Source organism: Sulfitobacter sp. TBRI5, from assembly GCF_051013555.1.
GTDB lineage: Bacteria > Pseudomonadota > Alphaproteobacteria > Rhodobacterales > Rhodobacteraceae > JL08.
Window position 1 is genome coordinate 3,981,743 of sequence record NZ_CP112884.1, and the last position, 25,731, is coordinate 4,007,473.

The 25,731-nt window shown below is 56.2% G+C and carries 21 protein-coding genes; 8 read left to right on the forward strand and 13 right to left on the reverse strand.

Annotated features, from left to right (window positions below; translation table 11 throughout):
• Nucleotides 1–8: 8 nt before the first annotated feature.
• Both OLX72_RS19810 and OLX72_RS19815 read right to left on the reverse strand, forming a co-directional pair.
• Nucleotides 9–3,020, reverse strand: a complete 3,012-nt coding sequence (locus OLX72_RS19810) for an aminotransferase class III-fold pyridoxal phosphate-dependent enzyme (RefSeq protein WP_433989399.1) — start codon at nt 3,018–3,020, stop codon at nt 9–11.
• 448 nt (nt 3,021–3,468) lie between these two features.
• Nucleotides 3,469–4,032 carry a hypothetical protein gene (locus tag OLX72_RS19815; protein ID WP_114869536.1) on the reverse strand — a complete coding sequence of 188 codons (564 nt, stop codon included), beginning with the start codon at nt 4,030–4,032 and terminating at the stop codon, nt 3,469–3,471.
• A 233-nt stretch (nt 4,033–4,265) separates the two neighbouring features.
• On the opposite strand from OLX72_RS19815, the gene OLX72_RS19820 reads away from it, so the two are divergent.
• Complete coding sequence (locus OLX72_RS19820; RefSeq protein WP_162797944.1) at nt 4,266–4,553, forward strand: hypothetical protein; 288 nt, start codon at nt 4,266–4,268, stop codon at nt 4,551–4,553.
• Between the two features lie 426 nt (nt 4,554–4,979).
• Nucleotides 4,980–5,399, forward strand: coding sequence for a CBS domain-containing protein (locus OLX72_RS19825; RefSeq protein WP_114869534.1), 420 nt, complete (start codon nt 4,980–4,982; stop codon nt 5,397–5,399).
• Between the two features lie 6 nt (nt 5,400–5,405).
• Here the strand turns inward: OLX72_RS19825 and OLX72_RS19830 are convergent, their stop codons facing one another.
• Nucleotides 5,406–6,155, reverse strand: a complete 750-nt coding sequence (locus OLX72_RS19830; RefSeq protein WP_114869533.1) for a Crp/Fnr family transcriptional regulator — start codon at nt 6,153–6,155, stop codon at nt 5,406–5,408.
• Between the two features lie 205 nt (nt 6,156–6,360).
• Between OLX72_RS19830 and OLX72_RS19835 the strand changes: the two genes are divergently transcribed.
• Complete coding sequence (locus tag OLX72_RS19835; protein WP_114869532.1) at nt 6,361–6,789, forward strand: hypothetical protein; 429 nt, start codon at nt 6,361–6,363, stop codon at nt 6,787–6,789.
• Nucleotides 6,790–6,836: 47 nt separating this feature from the next.
• Nucleotides 6,837–7,688, forward strand: a complete 852-nt coding sequence (locus OLX72_RS19840) for a universal stress protein (RefSeq protein WP_433989400.1) — start codon at nt 6,837–6,839, stop codon at nt 7,686–7,688.
• 38 nt (nt 7,689–7,726) lie between these two features.
• On the opposite strand, the gene OLX72_RS19845 is transcribed toward OLX72_RS19840, so the two are convergent.
• The gene (locus OLX72_RS19845; protein ID WP_114869530.1) at nt 7,727–8,305 is read right to left on the reverse strand and encodes a hypothetical protein; all 579 of its coding nucleotides are present in this window, start codon (nt 8,303–8,305) and stop codon (nt 7,727–7,729) included.
• Nucleotides 8,306–8,479: 174 nt separating this feature from the next.
• Between OLX72_RS19845 and OLX72_RS19850 the strand changes: the two genes are divergently transcribed.
• Nucleotides 8,480–9,712: a site-2 protease family protein gene (locus OLX72_RS19850; RefSeq protein ID WP_433989401.1), complete on the forward strand. Its 1,233-nt coding sequence runs from the start codon at nt 8,480–8,482 to the stop codon at nt 9,710–9,712.
• Here OLX72_RS19850 and OLX72_RS19855 read toward each other — a convergent pair.
• Nucleotides 9,670–10,434, reverse strand: a complete 765-nt coding sequence (locus OLX72_RS19855) for a response regulator (protein WP_114869528.1) — start codon at nt 10,432–10,434, stop codon at nt 9,670–9,672. The two genes, OLX72_RS19850 and OLX72_RS19855, sit on opposite strands and share 43 nt — an antisense overlap.
• A 198-nt stretch (nt 10,435–10,632) precedes the next feature.
• On the opposite strand from OLX72_RS19855, the gene OLX72_RS19860 reads away from it, so the two are divergent.
• Nucleotides 10,633–11,322 carry a helix-turn-helix domain-containing protein gene (locus OLX72_RS19860; RefSeq protein ID WP_114869527.1) on the forward strand — a complete coding sequence of 230 codons (690 nt, stop codon included), beginning with the start codon at nt 10,633–10,635 and terminating at the stop codon, nt 11,320–11,322.
• On the opposite strand, the gene OLX72_RS19865 is transcribed toward OLX72_RS19860, so the two are convergent.
• Nucleotides 11,303–11,734: a DUF2267 domain-containing protein gene (locus OLX72_RS19865; protein WP_114869526.1), complete on the reverse strand. Its 432-nt coding sequence runs from the start codon at nt 11,732–11,734 to the stop codon at nt 11,303–11,305. The genes OLX72_RS19860 and OLX72_RS19865 overlap by 20 nt on opposite strands.
• A 294-nt stretch (nt 11,735–12,028) precedes the next feature.
• On the opposite strand from OLX72_RS19865, the gene OLX72_RS19870 reads away from it, so the two are divergent.
• Nucleotides 12,029–16,480: a chemotaxis protein CheB gene (locus OLX72_RS19870; protein ID WP_433989402.1), complete on the forward strand. Its 4,452-nt coding sequence runs from the start codon at nt 12,029–12,031 to the stop codon at nt 16,478–16,480.
• 122 nt (nt 16,481–16,602) lie between these two features.
• Nucleotides 16,603–17,070 carry a hypothetical protein gene (locus tag OLX72_RS19875; RefSeq protein WP_433989403.1) on the forward strand — a complete coding sequence of 156 codons (468 nt, stop codon included), beginning with the start codon at nt 16,603–16,605 and terminating at the stop codon, nt 17,068–17,070.
• 51 nt (nt 17,071–17,121) lie between these two features.
• Here the strand turns inward: OLX72_RS19875 and OLX72_RS19880 are convergent, their stop codons facing one another.
• From OLX72_RS19880 to OLX72_RS19910, 7 genes are all read right to left on the reverse strand, one after another.
• A complete protein-coding gene (locus OLX72_RS19880; protein ID WP_205389120.1) occupies nt 17,122–17,457 on the reverse strand; it encodes a chaperone modulator CbpM in 336 nt (111 codons plus the stop codon).
• On the reverse strand, nt 17,454–18,401 hold the full coding sequence (locus OLX72_RS19885) for a DnaJ C-terminal domain-containing protein (RefSeq protein ID WP_433989404.1): 948 nt from the start codon (nt 18,399–18,401) through the stop codon (nt 17,454–17,456). Before OLX72_RS19885 ends, OLX72_RS19880 begins: the two co-directional genes overlap by 4 nt.
• Nucleotides 18,402–18,419: 18 nt before the next feature.
• On the reverse strand, nt 18,420–19,199 hold the full coding sequence (locus OLX72_RS19890) for a hypothetical protein (RefSeq protein WP_433989405.1): 780 nt from the start codon (nt 19,197–19,199) through the stop codon (nt 18,420–18,422).
• Entirely contained in the window at nt 19,199–21,628 is a 2,430-nt protein-coding gene (locus tag OLX72_RS19895; protein ID WP_433989406.1) for an AAA family ATPase, read from the reverse strand. Before OLX72_RS19895 ends, OLX72_RS19890 begins: the two co-directional genes overlap by 1 nt.
• 167 nt (nt 21,629–21,795) lie before the next feature.
• Entirely contained in the window at nt 21,796–22,164 is a 369-nt protein-coding gene (locus OLX72_RS19900) for a hypothetical protein (protein WP_162797942.1), read from the reverse strand.
• Nucleotides 22,124–23,956 (reverse strand): Na/Pi cotransporter family protein, encoded by a 1,833-nt coding sequence (locus OLX72_RS19905; RefSeq protein ID WP_433989407.1) that lies wholly within the window; start codon nt 23,954–23,956, stop codon nt 22,124–22,126. Before OLX72_RS19905 ends, OLX72_RS19900 begins: the two co-directional genes overlap by 41 nt.
• Before the next feature lie 13 nt (nt 23,957–23,969).
• Nucleotides 23,970–25,544 (reverse strand): inorganic phosphate transporter, encoded by a 1,575-nt coding sequence (locus tag OLX72_RS19910; protein ID WP_433989408.1) that lies wholly within the window; start codon nt 25,542–25,544, stop codon nt 23,970–23,972.
• Nucleotides 25,545–25,731 lie beyond the last annotated feature (187 nt).

The window sequence follows — 25,731 nt, forward strand, 5'->3', positions numbered from 1 at the left end:
TACCGCCCCTACGGCGCGCTGCCGGTTTCCGCCAGAACCGCGCCCAACCGGTCAAGCACCATGTCGATACCCTCTGCATCGATCGTCAGGGGCGGGCGGATTTTAAGGATGTTGTCGTCGGGGCCTTCGCGTCCCATCAGAATGCGTTCTTCACGCATCCGGTTCAGGATGTAAGACGTTGCCTGTGTCGCGGGTGCGCGGCTGGTGCGGTCCCGCACCAGTTCCACTCCGACGAACAGGCCCATTCCACGGACATCCCCGATCAACGGAAACTGTCCGGCCAGATCGCGCAGCCCGTCCATCAAACGGCGCCCCATCGTCTCTGCGTTCTGCATCAGCCCTTCGTTATCGACGATATCCAGCACGGTCTTGCCGACGCGGCAGGACAGGGTAGAGCCGCCGAATGTCGAAAAGAACTCGGGGCCCCGGGCAAAAGCGGCGGCAATTTCGGGCGTGCTGACGACCACACCGATAGGATGGCCGTTTCCGATCGGTTTGCCCAGCACCACCATATCAGGCAAAACGTCCTGCGCCTGAAACGCAAAATAATGTGAACCCAGCCGCCCCAGTCCGGTCTGCACCTCGTCTGCGATGCAGACCCCCCCTGCAGCGCGGATCCGTTCATAAACGCCCTGCAGGTAGCCGGGGGGCGGAATAATCTGGCCGCCAACGGACGGAAATGTTTCGGCAATGAACCCTGCCAGTTTGTGCCCCTTGCCGCCCATCCGATCCAGTGCGGCATCTACCTGTGCGGCAAATCGCAAACCGCGCTTGGGATCATCGCGCCGGAACGCCCCGCGATAGTCATCGGGGATATCAACCAGTTCGACCCAATCAGGCTGGCCAATGCCGCCCGGCGCGTTGAATTTGTAGGCGGATAGGTCAATCGCACCGGTGGTATTGCCGTGATAGCCGTGATCCGGCGTGATCATCGCCCGCCCCCCGGTTGCCGCACGCGCCAGACGCAAGGTCAGCTCGTTGGCTTCGCTTCCCGAATTGACAAACCAGCAAACCGACAATTCCGGCGGCAGTTTCGACAACAGTTTATCCGCAAAAGCCGCCTGCGCGGGATGCAAATAGCGGGTGTTGGAATTCATCCGCAGCAGCTGGTCCGCGACCACCGCCTGAATACGCGGGTGTGCGTGTCCGACATGCGGGACGTTGTTGTAGGCATCCAGATAGGGCCGGCCCCATTCATCAAAAAGATGGTGTTTCCAGCCCCGCAGCATCATCACGGGATCGCTGTAGCTTAGCTTCAGGTTGCCGCCGAAATGCCGGGCCCGCATTTCGCGGACATGGGCCTTGTCGGTCGGAGTATGGGCAACATGCGCATCCTCAAGGTTCAGCAGTGCCGCCGGGTTCGGACAGATCGCGCCCCAAAGCGCCATTTCATCCGGATTGGCCACACCGGGCCAGTCCGTTCCCATGCCCGCCAGCGATAACGCCAGCTGAAAATGCAGATGCGGCACCCAGCCACCGTTGCAATCTGCCGCGCCCAGCCGCGCGAAAACCGCGCCTTTGTCGATCGTTTGGCCCACGCGCAGACCAGCGCAACTGTCGGGATCAAGATGGCCATAAAGCGTATGGAACACATCCCCATCGGGGGTGGTATGTTGCAGGATCACCATGCCACCATAATCCAGTTCACCGGTGCGGTTTTCGGTAAAGGCCACCGTGCCTGCCATCGGGGCATGTACGTCTGTTCCCGCAGCCGCAAATACGTCAACGCCAAGATGCACTGTCCGGCGGTCCGATGCCTTCCATTTTCCCTGGCGAAATACAGGGGCCGTATAGATCAGGCGCGGCTCTGCGTAATAGCCCAGCCAGATATCATCGGGGCCGAATGTCTCGCTGCCGATGGCGGCTGCTTCGGCGTGGGCCAGATCAAAGGGATTGCGCGGGGTTGCCGATGCCTCGACCGACAGCGCGCCCATCGGCGCATCGTAAAGCGACACACCGATCACATCGGCAAAGCTGCCGCGCGCCTTGGCCAGCCATGCGGCCGTACGCGCCGCCGCATCATCAACCGGCAATCCGCAGGCGCTGCGCAACCGGCAGCGCAGCAATTCGGGCTCTATTTCCGGCTGTTCAAGAAACCGCCACGCCGGAGCTTGCGAGATCGTGACATAGGGATCATCGGGTGTTTCCCGCGCCATCAATGTCGAATTCACCACACTTTTGGCCAACCGCATGCGCAGCAACGGCCACACCATATCAATTTCCACTCCGGTCAGCGGGTTTTCAGCGTGATAGCCTGCAATCAGGGCCGTCACGGCGCGTTCCGGCGCGGGATGGTCCAACACTACGTATGCCGCAGCGATGGCCAGATCACAGATGCGCGGGGCAGCACACATATCACCCAGATCTATCAATCCCGATACCACCGGCACAGATCCGTCCAGGTCCACAAGGATGTTGTAATCGTTAAGATCATTGTGAACCGCCTGCACGGCAAGCTGGCCCAAAGCGGACTTAATCGCGGCAAACGCGCCGCAAATCTGCTCAAGCATGGCGCGGCGATCAGGGTTGGCGATCACGTCCAGCTGATCCGCGATCCAGTCTGACCGGGTCAGGTTCCATTTGAAATCACGTGCAAGGGCATCGTGTTCAAAACTTTCCAGCGTCGCGGCAAGCCGCCCTGTCTGACGCCCCAGCGCGTGAATCAAAGTATCGGAATGTGGCTTGAACGCCGCGTAGCAGCCTCCGGGCAAAGCCGTCTGTACCCACACCAGACGGTCCTTGCCGTCCGTGTCGCGCACGACAAGTGTGTCTGCCCCGTCCAGCGCCGTCACCACGCGCGGCATCGGAATTTCGGGTGTATGCTGCGCCACGTGACCCAGCGCTGCCACCTGTAAATCGACCATCGCAGGGTCGCAATCCGCCCGCATTACCTTGACGATAAAGGCTGATCCCTCTGCCGTCACGGCGCGGTAGTTAAGATCATATTCCCCGTCCAGACGCGACAGGTGCGCTTTGATACCCCAAAGATCTTCCAGCGCCTTTGCCCAAATCTCTGCCATGATCCCCTCCGGTTGCTGACTGCCCCTGGCTTTGCCGGGCTCTGAATGCGCCAGCCATCTGCTGCCTGCAATACCCTTTGTCGGAAAGGCCGTATGTGTCGTGGCAGGCAGACCGCTGCAAATGCCCAATAGGATCGTGCCGGTCTGTAAGGGTATCAGAAGGTTCAGGCGAAGCCGCGGGAATGGGTGCGCCTCCCTGTTTTCGCAAGATCACTGCGTGCACGATCCCTTGTGATTACGCGCAACGCCAAGGGTTTACACCGCTGGCGGCAGGCAGTCTCTTGAGTCGAGCGTGGCGACAGGATCATCGGCGCCACATTCCTTTCCGGTAACCGGATACTGATCTGGCCAGGTGCCTCCGGTATTCGCAAGTAAAGCCAGAAGACGCAAAGTTAAAGAACGTATCGTCATCTGTTTTTTCTTTTTTGTGTTTGCGTGCAGACCTGTCTTAAGTTGACCAATCATGCACATACACATCGCGCCCCGAATGCCCCTTGAGGATATCACGCGCGAGGCGTTCCTTTTCGGCATCCTTGACACGTACCCAAAGCAATATGCCGCCATGTTCGACCTGACTGGCGTAATGATCCCTGTGCTTTTTTCCCACCCTGCGCGCAAGTAATGCGCCAATCACCAGTGCCGGCACGCCAACGATGCCAAAGACGGCCATCGTGGCCATTGTAGTTGCGCCTGCTGCGGCCATGGCTGCCAACGCGACATAGGACGGAATAAAGAAAACACCGCCCGCAATCGCGCCTTCCAGTTCGCCGATCGCCTCTTCCGAAACGAAAGCAGAGCGCGGCGCATTCGGATCATCTTCAAGTTCAGTGGTACGCCAGTAGCGCCGGCCAAGTTTTTCTTCCAGATCGTCCTGGCGTCCCAACATGCTAAGATCATAGCGGCTGAACCCCGCCATGCGCAGATCATAGACAGCCCCCTGAAGCGCTTCAAAACTGTCAAAGACGCCAACCGCTTCCGGAATTTTGATGACAGTGGTGTGAGTGTCTGCCAATCATCTTCCTCCTGTCCGCCCGAAACCGGGCCATCTTGCTGACCCTTTTCTTTGGATATCGGGGCTGGAACCGGCCAGCATTAACCCGCGTTAAGGCAATTGGCTGGAATATGTCGATGAAACGCGCGCGTTCGGTTCGATTGGCACCGGTCAACGTGTCGCCCGATGAATATGGCAAGAAATGCCTAACGCGCGCCAGGTAGCCAATGCCGCAACAGGAGGGGAGGATAGACATGAAGTTTAACAATATCGCGTCTGACATCGCCACCGCTCGGACAAGGTTGGGACCGGATGCACGAAAGACACTCAGCAGCCTGATCGACCTTGGCCTGAACGATCTGGATATCGGTCGCTATCACCAGATGTCCACCCAGACAGTGGCCGCTTTGCGCATGTCCTACGGCCTTTCCCAAGCACATTCGAATACCATGCTGCAGGATGACACGGCACTCGGGATGATTGATGACCGGTACCTTGTCGATATCCAGCGATGCAATGGCGACATAACGGGCTTGTACTAGCCCGATCCAAGAAACAAGATACGGTCCAATCTGCGAACAAGCGCCCGCACTATGCAGACCAAACTGTTTTAGAAACCCTGACTTTACCGGGATGAGCTCACAACGACACTGCCCGCCTGAAGGTTCAGGATCTCCGTTGCATCCGAAAGACGGCCAACACCGGCCATGCGCCCGGCGCGGCTTGCCGCGAAGCGGTCTGCCACATCTCGCCCACGGCTATCTGGACCAGTTTTCTACCCGGTCCGTTTGAAAGCGCGGCCCAATAAGATGCAAGATCGCGGGGGACAGTGACGGATCAAGGCAAATCACCGGGCCACCCTTGTAGTGAATACGGCACCAGACCCGGCGTCATTGACCGCGGTTAATTTCCAACATCACCAATCCCGCTAATTTAGCAGCCATCCGCATCAACAAGAGGAGTGTTCAGTGCGCGATGTTCACCAAATCATGCAATCCGATGTTACCATCATTACGCCCGACACAACGGCGCAGGCGGTTGCAGCGCTTATGCAGGCCAGAAACATAGGGTTTGTACCGGTCTGCGAAAACCGCCGGCCCGTTGGCGTTGTCACTGACCGCGATATTGTACTGCGCCTAATGTGCCGGACCGGGCTGGGCGCTGACATGTCGGTCGGCCAGATTATGTCAGAGCCGGTTATCACTTGTCGCGCGGATGACAGCATTTCCCACGGCGCCGGCATCATGGGGGATTACCAGATCCGGCGCCTGATTGTGTGCGATGACGATGGTCAGATCGTTGGCATCTTGTCGCTGGGCGATATTGCCCGCGACGTGTGCGAAAAAACCGCCGGTGAGACCTTGGGAGAAATCGTAGAGTTCAGATAGGTCATATCATACGGCCACGCGCGGCAGAATCTCGTCGCGAAGATCGTCCAGATCAACGCCCGCCAGCGCGCAGATACTGTGGATATCCGTGATCTCGATGTCTGTCCGCCCTTCGGTTTTAACCAGATTTTTGCGGCAGAACCGCCGCAACGTACGGCATACATGCACGTTCGAAAGGCCGGTAAACTGACCCAATTGCCTTTGCGTCATCGGAATATGAAATTGGAATCCGTTGGTTCTTCCTATGGCTTCCAGCCTCAGAAAAAGTTCGATCAGCGCATAGGCGACGCGGGTTTCCGCGTTGCCGTGCCCGATACGCAGCAACAGTTCCGACGTGCGCGCCAAAAGGGCAGTGTTTGCGGTACGCATATAGCGGCGCAAAGACGCGGCCTCGGGTTCGGGACCGTCGATCATTTTATCATTGAACATGAAAAACCGCACATCGCTCAGGGCTTCGACGCTGTAGGGCAATCTGCTGCCGCGCCCTGCCGCAATCAGCGAAGCATCGCCATCCAGCATCAAATCGAAAATGGCAGTTTCTCCGCCGTCCATCACTTTGGTCAGCGCAATCCAGCCCTGCACGACCACGACAAAGAAACTGCCTGTGTCTCCTTCATGGGCTATGATTTCACCGGCTTCGGCGCGACATTCGTGCAGCCGCGGGTGCAGTTGCATCAAAAGGTTTCGCACATCCTTGCTGCCGCACGGTGTGGCAAGAAATCTGTCAAAATGAACAAGTTCTTCGGCTCTCAACATCCCACGCCCCCAAGTTGCTATCCAATCATGCTAGGCGATGGACGCGCGACGGGATTGCGTTTGATCAATCCGGGCGGCGAGCTTGGCGGGTTTTTGCGTGCCAGCCGTTGAATGTGGCTAAATTGATCCTTGTTAATGTCGGAGTGAACCAATCCGCTAGACTGCGCGTTGAAACTTGTGAAACGCGTCACGAAAGGATGAATTGATGGCAAAGACAGATACGAAACAGAACGGGATGCTGGAAGCGATGAAATCCGCCAATTCGATGATGGCTGCAAACCCGATGTTCGGGCCGCAGGCCAAACATTTCTGGCAGGCGCAGGATCGGATTCTGGACGAAGCGCAGAAATTTTCCAAGGCATGGTTCAAGCGGCGCCATCAGGCGACCCAATCCGCGCTGAAAGCCAGCAGCGTCGTTGCAACGGACGGGGCGAATGATCCAAGTGCTGCGATGAAAGCGCTGGCCGACTGGCAGGCCCATTCGATGGAGCGACTGGCAGAAGACGCGCGCGAAGGTCTGGATTTGATGACGCGCTGTGCCGAGCTGGTTGTGTCCAACGAAGTCGAAGCAATTGAGGAAACAACCGAGATTTCACAGAAAGCTACCAAAACAAGCAAGTCAGAACCTGTCTGACACTGGAACAGCACCTGGCGTTTCGCCTTTGGTCAAAGGAACAATGAATGGAAAACAGCACAATTCTGTTTGCGATCAGCAAAGAGTGCCCCGATGCCGATCTGTCCAGAATTCTGGAAGCGGCACGCGTGCAGTCTGTGCACGTGGCCGTCCTGATTGTGGGAGAGATGCCTCAAATTCCGATTTATTCCTATGGGGCGCCGCCCTATGGCACCACAGTTATTCCCGAAGACTGGCAAAACGAGGCGCGGACGGAACAGGACGCGCTGAATGCAAAGACAGACGCAGTTGAAGCGCTGTTAAAGCGCCATGACGTGTCGGGTGACATCACGATTGTATGTTCCGAACCGTCTTTGACCGCCAGTTCGGTAGCGCGGCGGGCGATGTTATGTGATCTGGCGATTGCCTCGGATGACCTACGCAAGAAAGACGATCTTTACCGCCAGGTTGTGCACGGCATCCTGTTCCAGTCGCCGACTGGCGTCATCCTGAACAGTGGTGCCGGGGCGGCACTAGCTCCCAAACATGTGCTTGTCGCATGGAACGCAAGCCTGCAATGTGCCCGCGCTGTCCATCAGTCACTTGCGATCCTGCGTCAGAGCGATGCCCTTACCGTTGCAGTCTTTGATCCGGAGATGAGCGAATTTCAGGATGGTGAAAACCCGGGATCAGACGTTGCCAAGTGGCTTACGCATCATGGCTGCAACGTTACGGTGCAACAGCTTCCCAGCGGCGGCCGCGAGATAGGCGATTGCATTCTGGAGCAATCCCGACAAACCGGCGCCGATTTGATCGTGATGGGCGGATACGGCCATTCGCGACTGCGCGAAGGTATTTTTGGCGGCACCACCCGCACTCTTGTCCAGCAGACTGAACAGCCTGTGTTTCTGGCGCATTAACGTGTTTCGGGACACGGCGCCCGACGCAAAAGCTGGCGTTACAAACATTTGTTCCGCGCGGCCTGCACGCGGCGCTGGTATCCTTCGGCATCGCCATATTCGGCGAATTCGGGATAGTGGCGGTGCAGCCCCTGCATCCGTCTGGCGTGCTTGATCGGGCACCAGTACAATTCCGTACTGGCTGCAATTTCGCGCGCATAGGCCAGTACCCCGTTTCCGTAAGAACAATACATGCAATTTAGTTTTTCCAACCCGTTCAGATAGGACAGATGCTTGCGATCAAAGGTGACGAAATTGCCCCGCTGGATTTTTTCGATTTTGTAAACAGGGAAACAGATCGTCTGGTACATTGTCACGAACACATCCAGCAGCATCAATGGCACGATCATTGCGTAAATCACCGGCGCGGTAAGTATCACCATCGGGCGCGCACCCGCGACATATGACATCAGTTTTTTCTTGAGAGCCCTGTGCTGTTTCTGGATTTCGCGTTCAAAAACCACGCGATGATGGTCGATCCGGAAATTCAACGCGGCCCTGCGGCGTTCAAACTCAGCCTCAAGCTCGTCTTCAAGGTCACTAATCTGTTTGATCAGGCTGGCAACTTTATCTGTCAATTGCGTGTCCTTCCATGGGACTTTTGCGGGAATCTGTTGTCAATGATCCAGACGGTTGCGGGCGGTACCACAAAGCGCTGATGCTAGGGCGTAACCGGCAACCAAATTTGAGATTGATCAATTTGCCCCACATCACAGCCATTACAATTCAATCAGTCTATTGGGGATTTTACGATGTTTTCGGGATCAAGAAAAATCCTGTCTCTGTTCGGGTTCGAGGTGAAAATCGACCCAAGCTGGTTTTTGATCGCCGCTCTGATCACATGGAGCCTTGCGACGGGTGTATTTCCGACATCCTTGCCCGGCGCATCGGAAAACATGTACTTTCTGATGGCCTTGATCGCCATGCTGTTGTTTTTTGCATCTCTGGTCTTGCACGAGCTCGCACATGCTTTGGTGGCGCGAAGCTTTGGCATTAAAATCACCGGGATAACCCTGTTCGTGTTCGGCGGCGTTGCCGAACTTGCGGAAGAACCGCCAACGCCACGATCCGAATTCTTCACTGCTTTGGCCGGTCCGGTCATGAGTATTGCACTGTCCCTTGGGTTCTGGCTTATGGGCACGGCCCTATCTGAGCTTGGTTTTGCCGGTCCTGCCACGGCGGTGCTTGAATATCTTGCACTGATCAATCTGGTTCTTGCGCTGTTCAACCTGCTTCCAGCCTTTCCGTTGGATGGCGGGCGCCTGTTGCGGGCTTTGCTTTGGCACCGCAGCGGCAACCTGCTTGACGCAACACGCATTGCGTCCCGATCCGGCGAAATCCTTGCCTATGCGCTGATGGGGCTGGGGTTCCTGTCCGTGTTCAGCGGCGCCTTGATCGGCGGCATATGGCAAATCGTGATCGGCCTTTTCATTCTGGCAGCCGCCAAAAGCTCCTATCAGAAACAAATGATGACAAAAATCATGTCAGGCCAGAAAGTCAGCGATCTGATGACGCGGAACGTTTTCAAGGTGACACCGGACAGCACGCTGGCCAACCTGGTCGACAATATTATGCTGGCCCATCGTGTAAGTTTTGTTCCGGTGGTCGAGAACGGTGCAGTGTTGGGCTATGTCGATCTGCAAACCGTCCTGCGGATCGACCATGACAACTGGCAATCAACCCATGTTAATGATTTGTTCATCGTCCAAGACGACAGCAACAGGGTTTCACCGGACATGACGGCCAAAGACCTTCTGGATTTGATGAACCGGACCAACACACGCAAGTTTCTTGTCACGGAGGGCGGGAAACTGCGTGGCGTAGTTTCGATGAGCGACATGATCAACTATTTTGCGCTGTCCATGCAGGTCGCCAGCCAGCCAGGCAGTAACGCGGCACAAAAGCATCGCCCGGTTAAGACCACCAAACGTCGCACGCGCGATCAGGCATCGGCAGAACGCTTGACGTCGCATGCCAGAGAATAACCGACACCGCGCACTGTCTTGATCAGTTTCGGGTTCGACGGATCACGTTCGATCTTTTTGCGCAGACGCGCCACCTGATTGTCGATCGCCCGATCTAGCGGCGTCCAGTCCTGCCCCCCGATCAGATCCATCAATTGTTCGCGAGACAGAATGCGTTTGGGACGATCTAGAAAGATTGTCAGCAATTTGAAATCCCCGCTGGTCAGATCGCTGTTTTGCCCGTTCCGGTCGATCAGTTCGAACCTGTCGGGAATCGCCACCAGACCGTCAAAGCGGAAGGCCAGTGTATCTGCATAGGTGCCGCCCTTGTCGTCGGGCGGCGCTGCGTCGTCCGTTGACAGCAGCGATGGCGCGGTTTTGGCACGGCGCAACACTGTTCTGACGCGAGCCATCAGTTCGCGCAGATGAAACGGTTTCGTGATGTAGTCATCTGCCCCCAGCTCTAGCCCTACAACTTTGTCGATGACGTCATCCTTGCCTGTGACCATAACGATTGGAACACTGGAATGCTGCCGGACCTTGCGCACGACTTCAAACCCGTCGCCCTGCCCCAGATTGATATCCAACGTGATCAGATCAAACCGCGTGTTTTCGATTTTCTGCAAGGCATCTGGTTCATTTTCAGCCTCGACAACGGAAAACCCTTCGCCTGAAAGATAACGGTTCAGCAACGTGCGTACTTTCGCATCGTCATCCACAACCAGAATATGCGCTTCTGCCATGACTTTCCCACCTATCCCTGCGGATACATGTAATCAGAAATTCGCCAGATAGAACGGCCAATACGAAAAAACATTCGTTTTCGCGAATATTTATACTCTCTGATACACTTTGATACAAACCCGATGCAACTATAGCGACAATCCCTGCCCACACTTGGTTCCTCGATCAACTGCCACAGAATCGAAAAGGGGGTCACAATGCATCTTGCGCACGTTTCCAATAAGGTCTTGCCAGCCCGCTGCAAAGGCGGGCGCACACACCAACAGGTCCGGTTGCCTTTTTGCGTCCATTCGGGTGCCAGCCTGTTTCGTGACGGTGATGAGTGTTCCGGTTTATTCGAAATTGTCAGCGGCGTCATGCTGCTCAGCCGAATGACACTCGCCGGTCGGCGCTGTGTTATCGGTTTCGGATTTCCCGGTGACGTTCTGGGCTACAGCCCGGGGCAGCATCACATTTCGGATTGTGACGCTGTCACCGAAACCAAGGTAATCCGCCACAGGCCCGAAATGCTATTTACTGGAAACGGCCAAATGCGCCAGACATTGCTGAATGCGGCGCTGCGTCAGGTCGAGGCGATGCAGGGTCATTGCATGGTTCTGGGCTGCGTGTCCGCGCGGGACAGGGTTGCGGCCTTTCTTTCCCTTCTGGGCAACCGCATCGGAACACAGGCTGGTGGCCGTATCGGGTTTGATCTGCCCATGTCGCGAGCCGATATTGCCGATTATCTTGGGCTGACCACTGAAACGGTCAGCCGCAGCCTGACCGAATTGCGACAGGCGAAAGTGATTGCGATTGATCGGGTGCATCACGTCAAGCTGTTACAGCCCCGCGCCCTTGATGCGCTGGCGGAAGGTGAAAGCACGCCGATCAGGGCGCTGGCCACATAGCACGAATATCTTCAGGCAGGTTGGCGCGAATGTCGTTAACCTCGCCTGTCGAGATTCTGTTGTTCAACAGATGGAATACCGTAAAAATGTCTTGTTTTCCGCGATATTCCATAACGTCACCGACATGATGTTCGATTGCATCAATGAAATCGGACGCGTGGCGATCCGTCAGCGGAACCAGATGCGGCTGCCAGCCTTCAAAATACATCCCGCGCAGCAACACCGGAAGCTGTGCGGAAACCTGTGCCGTTTCGTTAACATGGATGCGGTCGCGTATCTGGTGCAAGGTGACCCGCAACAGGCGCAAGGCATCGCGATCACTGCTCCAGTCCAGCCGGCCGCGCAGTTCATTGACCCATTCATAGGTTTTCTGCACGGTCCGGTCGATAACGTCCAATCCTCTGGCGGACATAATGTATTCTCCTGTTTCAGGTCCGTTGCTTGTCGATGGCGCTCGTGCACACATCCAAAGCGCCACATCAAAACCCGGGCAGCGATTGGAACCGTGCGGAACACGACGGCACCGTCAAAAGCGATATTATAAAGCAGGATAGCATCTGCCATCCGCTGCTTTTTTGACGAAAATCAATCGCGATGAATTGTTGCTTGCGGTCCAATGGGCGACGAACTGCGGGTGGCCTGCGTTTCCTGTTTCTTCTTGACCGTTCTTTTTGATAACAAGGTTTGAGGAAAGACGAAAACGCCCATGGTCAAAAAGAAAACGCAGACATCAGGTTCGGAATCGTCTGAAAAGGCAGATCCGAAGCCGTTTCTGGTTGTCGGGCTCGGGGCATCGGCTGGCGGGCTTGAGGCTTTCACAGATTTTATGAAAGCGGTACCCGAGGAAAGCGGAATGGCGTTTGTTCTGGTGCATCATGTCGATCCGGAACACAAAAGCATGATGGCCGAGCTTTTGTCGCGCCACACCAAGATGCCGGTGGTTCTGGCAGAGAACAACATGCCGGTGGTCCCCAACCACGTCTATGTCATCCCCCCGAACCGCTACATGGAGATCGAAAAAGGCGCGCTTTACCTGACCGAACCGCATGACGCGCGCGGCACCAGACTGCCGATCAACCGGTTTCTGTTGTCGCTGGCGCGGGATCAGAAACAGAACTCTGTGGCAGTGATCCTGTCTGGTACGGGAACGGACGGGTCCAGCGCCTTGAACCAGATCAAGGCACATGGCGGCGTCGTACTGGTGCAGGATCCGGACGAGGCGCAACATGGCGGCATGCCACGCAGTGCCATCGCATCAGGGGCCGTTGACCGCGTCATGCCCATCGCGCAGATGCCCGGTATCATCGCCGATTTCGCCCGCCATATCGCCACGCCGGAAAAACCGCAAAAGGCGCCGTTGGGGGAAAAGGCCCGCGAAGCGCTGACCGCGATTGTCACAACGTTGAAGGCGCATTCTCCGATCAATTTCGATCTTTACAAGGACAGTACGTTGTTGCGCCGGATTGAACGGCGCATGGTGTTGCGCCACATGCAGAATGCCGTGGATTACAACGCGCTGTTGATGGATTCACCGGAAGAGGCGCAAAACCTGTGCCGCGATCTGCTGATCAGTGTCACGTCGTTTTTCCGCGATCCGGATGCCTATGCCTTTCTGGAAAAATCCGTGCTGCCCGATCTGATCCGCCAGTTCAGTTCCGGGCAGGCCGTCCGCGTGTGGGTGCCGGCCTGCGCCACGGGCGAAGAGGCCTATTCCATCGCCATGCTGCTGTTGGAACAGATTTCCAACGCGCGAAAGGACATCAAGGTGCAGATTTTTGCATCCGATGTAGATACCAATGCGTTGGCAATCGCGCGCAACGGTGTGTATCCCGATTCCATCGCAAACGACGTGTCACGGCGGCGGCTGGAACGGTTTTTCGTCAAGGAAGACCACAGCTACCGCGCGACGCGGGAACTGCGCGATTCCGTGGTGTTTGCAAACCAGAACATCCTGTCCGACGCGCCGTTTTCGAAACTTGATCTGGTATCCTGCCGAAACCTGTTGATCTACCTGACACCCGAGGCGCAAAAACAAGTTTTTGAAACCTTTCATTTTGCGCTGAATGATGGCGGCACGCTGTTTCTGGGAATGGCGGAAACTGTTGGCGATGATGAAGTCATGTTCAAACCGGTTTCCAAAAAATACCGGGTTTACAAACGCTCCGGCCCATCGCGTGCGCGCCATCTGTCTTTGGGAACCGTGACAGGCACGCGCGGAGGCATCGGGGCATATGCGCCTCCACCCCGGACCCTTCCGGGCGGGAGGCGTCTGGCCGAAATCAGCCAGCGGCTGCTGATCGAACGATACAGCCCCGCCGCCGCGCTTGTGAACGAAAACGGCGAGGCGCTTTATCTGGAAGGGCGCACGGACAAATATCTTAAGGTGCCATCGGGCGAAGTAAGCCGCGATCTGCTGGCAATGGCGCGAGAGGGGTTGCATGCGCGGCTGGGCAGCACCTTGCGCGCCGCGCGCGAAACCGGTGCCGAGGCCAGCGGCACAACATCCATGATGCGGGATGGCCAAAACATCACCGTCGACATGACGGCACATCCGGTGGACGTGAACGGCAGCAAACTGATCCTTGTGGCGTTCCGGGATGCAAACGCACCATCGCAAGACACAGCGCAACTGATGCACAACAGCGTCAACAACCCGCTTCTGGAACAGGAACTGGAAAAGACACGCGCCGATCTGCGCAACACGATCCGTGAATACGAACTTACCACCGAAGATCTGAAGGCCAGCAACGAAGAAGCCATGTCGATGAACGAAGAGTTTCAGTCGACAAACGAAGAGCTGGAAACATCCAAGGAAGAGCTTCAATCCCTGAACGAAGAGCTGACTACGCTGAATTCCCAACTTCAGCAAAAGATCGAGGCGGAACGGCATCTTTCCGACGATCTGAACAACCTTTTGGCCAGCTCGGGCGTTGCCACGATCTTTTTGAACCGCGAACACGAGATTATGAGGTTCACACCGACCGCGCGAGAACTGTTCAGCCTGATCAGCAAGGATATCGGGCGCCCTATCAGCGACATCACCAGCTCAATAGATGACCAGGCCCTGTTTGAGGATATTGCGCGGGTGCGTGAAACGCTGGTTCCACGCCAGATCGAAGTGCAGGCAAAGGACGGCAAATGGTACATTCGCCGCATCCTGCCCTATTATCGCACACAGGACGAAAAAATCGATGGCGTCGTGATCACGTTCTCCGATGTTACGGCGCTGAAGGATCTGCAAAGCAAATCCATTGCATCCCAGCGTTTCGCCGAAAACATTGTGAACACAGTGCGCGAGCCGCTTTTGGTTCTGAACAGCGATCAGGTCGTGGTTTCGGCAAGCCGGTCGTTCCACAGATTGTTCCATACAAAAAATGAAAGAATTATCGGGAAAAGCCTTTTTTCACTGGCCGGCGGGCAATGGGACATACCGGAATTGCGCCGCCATCTTAACCTGGTGCTTCCCGAAAATCTTCCGATCGAAGCGTTCAGCGTGACGTTTGATATCGAAAAGATGGGCAAGCGGAGTATGGTTCTAAACGCCCGCAAAGTCGCGGATACGGAATCTGGCGATCTGATCCTGCTGGCGCTGGAAGACGTGACCGACCAAAAAGAGGTGCGGCAGGCCATGCTGGACCGAGAGGCGCGGCTAAGCGCCATTCTGAATGCGGTGCCCGAGGCGATCATTACGATCAACACCAGCGGCATCGTGACCAGTTACAGCCCGCCGTCCGCCCGGATGCTTGGATACACCAGATCGGAAATGGTCGGGCGCAACGTGAACATGCTGATGCCAGAACCCCATCACTCGGCGCATGACGGTTACATTTCTTCTTATCTGGAAACCGGCGAGGCCAAGATCATCGGCACGGGGCGCGATGTGGTCGCCAGACACAAATCCGGCAAACCCGTTCCCGTCCACTTGAAAGTGGCCGAGGTGACGATTGACGGTGAGCGGCAATTCATCGGCATCATCCGCGACCTGACGGAAGAAACCGAAAGCCGCCAGCGGCTTGAGCAAGCCCAGAAAATGGAGGCCGTGGGACAATTGACGGGCGGCATTGCCCATGATTTCAACAACTTGCTGACTGTCATTATTGGCAATATCGAGTTGCTGGAGATGCGCCCGGACGACCCCAGCAACAAAGAGATACTGAACGAAGCATTGGGGGCTGCCAACCTTGGGGCGCTGCTGGTTGGCAAATTGCTGTCATTTTCCAAACGCCAGCCCCTTACCCCCGAACGGCTTGAACTGACCACTCTGGTCAAGAACCTGCTGCCGTTTCTCAAACGGACGCTGGGCGCTCAGATCGAGATCAGAACAGGGCTGGACGGGCCTGTTGATCCTGTCATGGCCGATCCGGGCCAGATCGAAAACGCGGTGTTGAACATGGCCATCAACGCCCGCGATGCGATGCCCGATGGTGGCACGTTGAACATCCGGGCGCAGAATGTGAAGGTCGATGCCGATCACATCCCCGAAGCGACGGACCTGGCCGACGGCGATTATGTGGCCCTGTCCATCAGCGATACGGGAACCGGTATGCCGCCCGAAGTTCTGGAACGCGTATTCGAACCGTTTTTTACCACCAAGGACCAAGGTAAAGGCACCGGTCTGGGCCTGCCGATGATGCTTGGCCTTGCGCGTCAAAGCGGTGGGGATGTAACCGTCAGCAGCGAACCGGGCAAGGGCAGCATCGTCACGCTTTATCTGCCCGCGATCGACCCCGCAGAACCGGCCAAGACAGCCAAACGCAAGTCCGACTTCAAAAAGGGCGAAGCGACCGGCGAAACGATCCTGTTGGTCGAAGATGACCTGCGGGTGCGCAATCTGGCCCGCAACCGGCTGGAGCATCTGGGCTACTCAGTTATTGAGGCGGCCAACGGACCTGCGGCCCTGAAACAGTTGGAACAGTCCGATGCGATCCGGCTGATGCTGTCCGACATCACGATGCCGGGCGGAATGAATGGGTACGAACTGGCAAGAACCGCGCGTGAACTTTACCCTGATCTGCCGATTATTCTTGCCTCTGGTTTCGCGCCGGACAGTATTGAAGCCGACAAAGATGGCACTCTATATCCGCTTTTGCGCAAACCTTACGACATCAGAACTCTGGCGGCGGCCTTGCGCCAGTCCTTGGGGACGGCCGATACCTGATCCGGTATCCCGTGCAACGCGCCGTGTTTGAGGAAGATCAATCCGGATTCTGAAAATCGTGCCATACTCGGCCCCGTGGCAGGATCAAGCCTTGCAGACCTGCCCGAAAAGGGAGAGATCGCATGCCGCATGATTTCACCGGGTTTCTGGCAGGCCCAAATGGCCCCGACCTGACTTCACGGACAACCAAGCTTGAACTGCGCCTTACTGATTTCGGCCTGGATCACGGTATTGATGTTGCGATCCATACCAACAGATCGGCTGCACCTGTGTTCGAAACCGTTCTTGCGGACCCGGAGTCAAGGGTCTTGCTGGCGCCAGGCAGCCCCGAAACCGAAATATTCTGGCATTGCCTGGGCCACTGTCTTACCCATGATCCGCAAGTCCTGCAACTGCATGCCAGATGTTGTTACAGCACGATGTCGATCACCAGTTCCACGCGACGCATGTCGCGCGCAGAAATGCGCAACGCGCGGTTCCTGCGATTCGTCGAAAAGGTTCTGGATGAAGTGCAAACCCGCCAGCCCCAAGTGAAGATCAACATTTCCGTAACCTATCGCAATCCGGCTTTTGACCGTTGGGTGCGTTGACCGGGTCGGTCCGGACACGCGCGCATATGGCACACTAATTCAGCACTGCACCTAATCGCTGTCGATCAGGTCGGCCAGACGCGCCGCGATCGCATCGGCAACGGCATCGTCCTGATCGGCAACCGCACGATCCAGCGCCCGCAAACGGGCGCGCATAGTGTGCAACTGGTCGACAAGCGACAGGATGATCGGAACCGCATCGTCATTGACGGCCATATCTTCGGTCAGATCGACGATAAGTTGCAACCGGGCTGCATCGAACGCGTCAAAGACCGGCCCATCATCACCCTGACGCGGTGTAACCCAGGATTGCGTTACACAGATATCAAGCCGCGATTTGGTCAGCCGGTCGATGCGCGACAGCATTTCGGATTTGGTCAGCATCATCTTTCTCCTTTCCAGCCTTTGCGGGCATCATAGGGATGGGCTTTGTGCCAGTTTTCGATTGCGGATTTCAGGTCTGCATCTATGTGGTCAGGCAGCACGATCCTGAGTGTGACAAGCTGGTTGCCTGCCTTGCGCCCCTTGGCAGACACACCTTTGCCTTTCAGGCGCATCACGCGCCCGCCGCTTGATCCCGCAGGGATGCGCAATTTGACCCGGCCCGCTATTGTGGGCACCGACACCGTTCCGCCCAACACGGCTTCATCAATCGAAATGGGCAGATCAAGCAGGATATCCGCACCGTCACGTTCAAAATGTGGATGAGGCGCGACGCCTACATGCACAAGGGCATCACCCGGCGGGCCACCGTTGAAACCGGGCTGCCCACGACCCGCAAGTCGCAGCGTTTGTCCGTGTTCGATACCTGCCGGAATGCTGATTTCAAGGCTGTGACCGTCGGGCGTTTTTACCGGGTATTTGGTACCATTCACAGCATCCAGAAAACTGATTTCAAGATTGTATTGCACATCGCCGCCGGGCATCTGCATGCGCATCCCGCCAGCGCTGTCATACCGACCGCCGCCCATTCCAGCGCGTCCGCCAAAGGCGCGCGCGAAAATGTCACTCAAATCGTCAAAGTCTCCGGTCGTCTGATAGCGGTTAGCTTGCCCCGATCCCGCATAATCGCGATAGAATTCCCGCGGCGGTACTTCCGCTCCTGTGGCGTCTATTTCGCCCGCGTCAAAGCGGCGCCGCTTTTCCGGATCGCGCAGAAAATTATACGCAGCCGAGACTTTCTTGAACCGTTCGTCGTTCTTGGCGTTGCCAGGGTTGATATCCGGGTGCAGTTCCTTGGCCAGCGCGCGATAGGCCTTTTTGATTTCCGCATCGGTTGCGTCGGGCTTAACGCCAATCACTTTGTATGGATCATCAATTTTGGATGTCATTTGCTTTGTGTCCCGAGGTTACTTTGGGCGGTGATCGTCAGTCAGATCAGGCTTTTCAACATGCGATGCCGTGACAAATCCCTGTTCGGCGCCAAGCACAAAAACCGGGCAGCGTGCCGCCTCTAGAAGATGGCGCAACTGATCCCCAGAACGGAGTGGACTTGCCGCGAGATCGACAACCACAGCCGACGCATTGATCCGGCCAAGCTGCAACAGCAATTCGCGTTCGGTGTTGACTGCGATGCTGCGCGGGCCGGATGTTTCCCCGGTGTCTTGCCCGGTGCCAAGGCACAGTTCCAGAACATCGGCCTTCAAAACGCAGGCCAGATCATTGGCCAGTTTTCTGGCTTTTTCTACGCGCGGCGATGCAAACGCGACGACAACAACCTGCCCCGGACGTTTGTGCATTTCGCGATAGCCCAAGAGCAGGATGTCCCAGCCTTTTGCCGCCTCGCACAGGCCGCTGATCAATTCGCCACTGCGTTGTTCGAATGACCACTTCACCGTTCGCGTGCGTGCTATCGCCGACAATCTGCTGCGAAAGGCCTTTGCGTCAGCCTCGATCAGGCTGTGCACCTGCCGGACAGAGGGGGGCACCTGCAACACGCCCGCGGACGAAACCACCCGCTGCCCCGGCAGGCTGACGATATCGATCATCAACCCTTCATCAACCAGAACACCGCCCAGTTCCGCCGGCAGACTTGCCGCGATCCGGTCGGCCAGACGGATCGCTGTCTCGGCATCGGCAAAACAGCCCGCGCCGATCAGTATCCTTGTGTAAGACGCCGGTGCGGACATTATGTATCACCCTGTTCTTTGGCCGCTTCTGACATGCGCGCAAATGCTTTGCGCGTATGGGCGAAGTCACGCAGGCGCTGTTCGACCTTTGCATTGATTGTTTCAGGTTCAAAATACCCGTCAGCGGTGCGGATGCCAGCGGGTGTTCCTGTCAGGATCGCAATGCCTTCGTTGATCGTTTCGACCGGAATGATGCGGAACTGCCCGTCGCGAGCGGCCTCAACAACCTCAGTGCGCAACATCAGATGCGCGGCGTTGGCCTGCGGGATCAGAACGCCTTGCGACCCTGTCAGGCCTTGTGCTTTGCAGGTTTCGAAAAAGCCTTCTATCTTTTCGTTTACTCCACCTATTGCCTGCACCTCGCCAAGCTGGTTGACCGAACCGGTCACTGCCAAACCCTGATCGATCGGCACCCCGGAAAGTGCGGACAAAAGCGCGTAAAGCTCCGCAGAAGATGCGCTGTCGCCATCAACGCCGCCATAGCTTTGTTCAAACACCAGACTGGCGTGCAGTGAAAATGGCACATCCTGCGCATAGGTCGACGTAAGATATCCGGACAGGATCATCACGCCTTTGGAATGCAGCGGGCCGCCCAATTCGACCTCGCGTTCGATATCAACCAGTTTGCCCGCCCCCATGCGCACCCGCGCCGTGATGCGTGATGGCCGCCCAAAGCGGTAACTGCCGATACCCAATACAGAAAGACCGTTAATCTGGCCGGTTTTCGCGCCTTTGGTATCAATCAGAATGGTCTTTCGCGCGATGGCTTCCTGCATCCGGTCCTTGATGCGCGATGCGCGCCGGTCTCTTTCCTGCACGGCGCGCTCAATATCACCATTTTCGATATGGCGGCTGGACCGTGCGCGGGCATAATGCTCGGCCTCGCGGATCAAATCGCCCAACGCGCCGATGCGCAGGGACAGCTTTTCCGTGTCCTCTGCCATTCTGGTGGATTCGTCCAGAACGCTGGCAACGCCTTGCGCGGTCATCGGCAACATATCTTCTTTGGATACATAAGCCGCAATCAACTGGCCAAACCGGATCAGGTTGTCCTTTGTCCGGTCTATGGCATCTTCGAAATCAGCCTGCACCTTGAACAGATCGTTGAAATCCGGGTCCAGCATAACAAGCAAGCCATAAAGAAACGGATCACCAACCAGAACAACCCGCAGATCAAGAGGGATCGGATCGGGTTGCAGCGTGGTCGTGGCCACAAGGCTTAGCCGGTCAGACAGGGACGTGATGGTGATGGATTCATTGCGGATAGATTGTTTCACCGCATCCCATGCAAACGGCTCGCTGAGCAACCGCCGCGCATCCAGAACAAGATAGCCGCCATTCGCCCTGTGCAATGCACCCGGTTTGATCATCGTAAAATTCGTGACCAAAGACCCCATATGCGATGCATGCTCTATCCGTCCGATCAGTCGATCCAACGACGGCAAATCCTCCGTTTCAACCGGTGCGCCTTTTGCGGTTTTCGCATCCTGAGACACCATCACGTTCACAACGTAGCGGTCAAATTCGGAATCGCGGTGAAATTTTCTGATGGCTTCTGGAAATGGCCCGTTCTGGGATTCCCCTGCTGCAATCAGGAACAATTCGGCATTTGCAATAATGTCCTTGTGCACCTCTTCCAGATATCCGCAAATCGGGCCGATATCCTTAAACTCGGCCTGCACCTCGCTTACCCGTGCAGAAACAGCGCGTTCCGCCATTGATGCGTTAAGCTCTTCGACTTTGGTGCGATGTTCCTTTTCAAGCTTTGGGCCTTCGCGCAGAATTTTGGCTAGGTCTTGTTGCAAACGCGCAATCTGTTCTTCGATCTTTTCCTGTTCCGCCTTGTCCAATTGTTCAAAGTCTTCGGCCTTAACCAGTTTCCCGTCGCGAATGGCGGTCAGCATGAACCCCACGGGCGTTCGGACCAATGCGATGTTTTCGGCTTTGGCGCGCTCGGCGAAATCGGCCATCGACGCTTCGTGCTTTTCGCCAAATTCCGCTTCGATGGCCCGCCGCTGACTTTGATAATCTTCTGACTCGAACAGGTTTGGAATGTCATTGGCAAGATCGTCAATCAGGTTCTGCATCGCGGTTTGCAGGGTTTTCGCCGTGCCAGAGGGCAATTGCAGCGCCTTGGGTTTGTGCGCTTCTTCGAAATTGTTGACATAAACCCAATCACACGGCACCGGCCGCTTGGCCGCATCTTCGGACAAAATCTTTTGCACTGCGGTGTGGCGGCCCGTTCCGGTCGGCCCAAGGACAAAAAGGTTGAAATCGCGATGTGTCATGCCGGACGACAGGCATATGGCATCCATCGCCCGATCCTGCCCGATCAGTTCGACCAGTCCGGTGGACTCTTGCGTTGTTTCAAAGCCAAGCAGCGCCGGATCGCAACTCTGGCGCAGCTTGTCGGCAGGAAGGACTTTCATCGCGATGCTCTTTTCCGATTGGGGCCCGGCCCTATACGGGGCACAGTTTATTCTGCGCCTGAAAAGCGGAAATTGTTTTGATTTCGGTCAAACCTGTCAAATTTCAGCGCAACAGCGGTCGGCGCCGGTTGCGGTCTGACATGGAAGGACCCCGTAAACACCCGGGGTCAGGGTGTTTTCACACAGCCGATTTCCCTTAACAGCCACTCGGAACGCGTTATTTGTTCTTCCACGGTTGCCAGCTTGCCTTCAAGCCGTTGCTTTTTCGACGGCTTTTCCGTCTCCGACAGTTCAGTTTTCAGCTGTTCCTGCTTTGCCTGCAACTTGGCAATCACCTTTTCCACATGCGCAGACTGGATCTTGGCCGCTTTTCCAAGCTCAAGACGTTTGTAATACGTATCCAGTTTTTCAGCGATCTTCTTCAGTCCCATCTCATCCTCCGGCTGACAAGGAAAGGTAGCCACGCAATGCAACAGTTTAGTAACAAGAAATACATCACGATGTTGGCCCTGCCCTGCTGTCTGGTTCTTCGTCAAGGGCCGCGTCGATCAACTCGTCGTCTTCCAATGCCAGAATGCGCTCGACCTCGGCCATGGCTTCTTCGGTTTCGATGTAATACGCCCGTGCGGCCCCCAGCAGATCACGCATCAAGCTATAGGCGTAATTTGAATCGTTCAGAAATGACGTTGCCTTGGTCGCGTCCAGTCGCCGGTCGCGGATCAAAGCCTCGATGCGGGTGTTGGTTTCCTGTGCGTCGCGTTCCACCTGAATACGTTCCTGATCCAGCCAAAGGCCGGAACGGTCTTCGGGATCGGTGTGCTCAAGCTTGTGAATCTCGACAAGGATACGGCCAATTTCGGCGCGCAATCCGTTATAGAGATCGGCAATCACACCCTGCCGCGCCTGCGTGTATTTGGAAGCATTACGGCGCAAGTGTTTGGCCGATTTCACCGCACGCACAATCTGCGCCGCCACATCGCGCATGCTGTAAATGTCGTCTATCACGTCAGGGGGCATATCTTTTGCGGCCGCGCGGGTGGCGAACTCTACAATCGCCGAATAAAGCGTCTTGATCCGGTGTTCGTACTGGATATCAAAATCAAACTCGACCGGGCTATGGCTTGCCGCAACCAGTGCATCGATATCCTTAACAGCCAGCAACTGTTTGGGATTCAAGTTCAGGCTTTGCAGGATCAGTTCGACGGAATTGTCATAAAGGTGCTGGATTTCCCGACGCATCGCGACCTGAATGGTTTGCGGAAATTCGTCAACGGCTTCGGACAGGTATATCGGCAGGCTCAGGTCTTCTTTAGGCTGCACGATCATCCGTTCCAGAAACGCCACCAACCGGTGAATAACAGGCAGCATCAATATCACACCCAACAGATTGAATATGGTGTGAAAGACCGCCAGTTTCAGGGCGTAATCGGTATCTGCAATTCCAACGCCCGCGCTGATGTAATCAACCGCAACGCGGATCGGCATGATGAACACCAGCGCCACAGCGGCTGTCACCAGATTAAAGATCAGATGGGCCAGCGCCAATCGTTTGCCCTGAAAATTTGCGGTGAAAGATCCGATGATCGCGGTGATTGTCGTGCCGATATTGGCACCGATCGCCAAGGCAAGCGCGTTTTCATAGCTGATCTGGCCCGCGGCCAGCGCCGTGATCACCAATACCATCGTCGCGTGGCTAGATTGCATGACAACCGTCGCCGCCGCCCCGACAAGCGTGTAAACGGCAAGCCCCAATACCCCTTTCAGTGCAAATCGGGTCAGATCGAACTGGTCTTTAAAGGCTTCGAACCCTTCTTTCATGTGGTGGATGCCCAAAAACAGAAACCCCAGCCCCGCCAGCACAAAACCGGCCCCGCGCAGATATTTTGATTTCTGGAACACCAAGACGATGCCGATGGCCAGCATCGGCAATGCATAGGCGGATATGTTGACCTTGAGGCCAAAGCCAGCAACCAGCCATGCGCCGGTTGTTGTGCCGATATTGGCACCAAAAATAATGCCGACCCCCGCCAAAAGCGTAATCAGGCCCGCAGACAGAAACGAAATGGTGATAACCGACACCAGCGAACTGGATTGCATGATCGTTGTTGCAAAGATGCCAAAACCGATCGATTTCGGGATCGAGCGTGTCGCGCTTTCCAAAGCGCGTTCCAGAAGGCCACCGCTAAAAAGCTTGAACCCGTCTTCCAGCATCATCATGCCGAACAGGAAAATGGCCACACCGGCGGCAATTTCCTGAAAGTTGGAACTGGCCCAGAATCCGATGGACAGGACCAGCAGGATGGTCGGCAATAATAGCCTGTTCAACATAACAGCCCGCACCTTATGGCAGCATCATGCCGCGCAAAACAAAGTAGAACAAGGCCGCCAACACGGCCGAAACCGGAACCGTAATGATCCACGCTGAAACGATTTTCAAAAGGGATGACCGTTTCACCAGTTGCCGCTTCAACGCCTTTTGCAGCTCCTTGCGTTGTGCGGCATCAATCACCGCTTCGGGGCCCATTTTCTGCAATTCCTTCAGGATGCGTTTCTTGTCTTCGGGCGGCGCATTCCTGAAGTTCATCAGCACTTTCTCAGCCTCGGCAAAATCAGGTTCGCCTTGATGCTGGTGCAACACATTCTCGACCACTCTCCCGACCCGTTGTTCAAGAAATTCGCGCAGAAAGCCGACACCGAAAACAGCACCCAGCGCCACATGGGTCGAACTGACGGGCAGTTTCAGGTGGCTGGCGATAATGACGGTGATCGCCGCAGCCAGTGCGATACAAAACGCGCGCGAGCGATCCAGTTCTGTGATTTCGGATCCCACAGTCCGGATCAGCTTGGGCCCGAACAGCGCCAGCCCGACGGAAATGCCAAGTGCGCCGATCACCATCACCCACAGCGGGATCGCCACCTTCGAACTGCCGCCTTCACCGGCGGTCAGCGCGTCCACAATACCGGCAAGCGGACCGACGGCATTGGCCACATCATTTGCCCCGTGCGCAAAGCTCAGAAGAGCCGCTGAAATAATCAGCGGGATGGTGAACAGGCGGTTCACGCCTTCGCGGTTGTGTTCCAGGCTAGGCACCGCGCGATTGATCATCGGGCGGACAAGAATGATCGCCACAAGACCGGCGACAAGGCCAATTAGGACCGCATTGAAAAAGTCGATTTCGACAAGTTTCTTGACCCCCTTCAGAGCAATATAGGTCGTAAACGCCCACACCATGATCCCGATCATGAACGGGACAACCTTGCGCGCGGATTCCATCGGTTCGTCTTTGAAAAAGATCGTCCGCTTGAGAAAGAACAGGAACAAGGCCGCAATGATCCCGCCGGTGACGGGTGAAATGACCCAACTGGCGGCGATTTTGCCCATTGCGTCCCAGTTCACCACGTCCCATCCCGCGGCTGCAATGCCCGCGCCCATGACGCCGCCCACGATCGAATGTGTGGTCGAAACCGGCGCGCCCAGCCATGTGGCCGCGTTCAGCCAGATTGCCGCACCGGTCAATGCGCCCATCATGACCCAGACAAAGACTTGCGGATCTGCAACATCCGCAGGATCGATGATGCCTTTCTTTACGGTGCTCACGACGTCACCACCGGCAATAATCGCGCCTGCGGCCTCGAATATTGCGGCGATAACAATGGCCCCTGTCAGCGACAGCGCAAAAGATCCAACAGCAGGCCCGACATTGTTCGCCACATCGTTGGCACCGATATTGATGGCCATGTAGGCACCGATGACGGCAGCGGCGACCAGCAGATAGGACTGTTCGATATGCGCGAACTTGGACCCTGCGTAGATCATCACCGCCACAATGAAGAGGATCGCCGTTCCCAAGCGGCCAACTTCGGCGCGGCTCAGACCGGTCGCACTTTCGATAATCAAATAGTCTTTGGTTTTCATGCCTTGTCCCCCTTGGCCCCGAATTGGCCCCCGAATGCGCGCAAATTTATGCGCCACTGAAAACTGTCGTTCCTGCGTTTCGCAAGCTCTGTTCTGGAAAGCACAGTCAGGCCGGGCCCGCCATGAGGTGGATCAATTGGCCATATTTTTGGCGATCTGTGGCGTTTGTGCAGGAGAGGGCCAACTG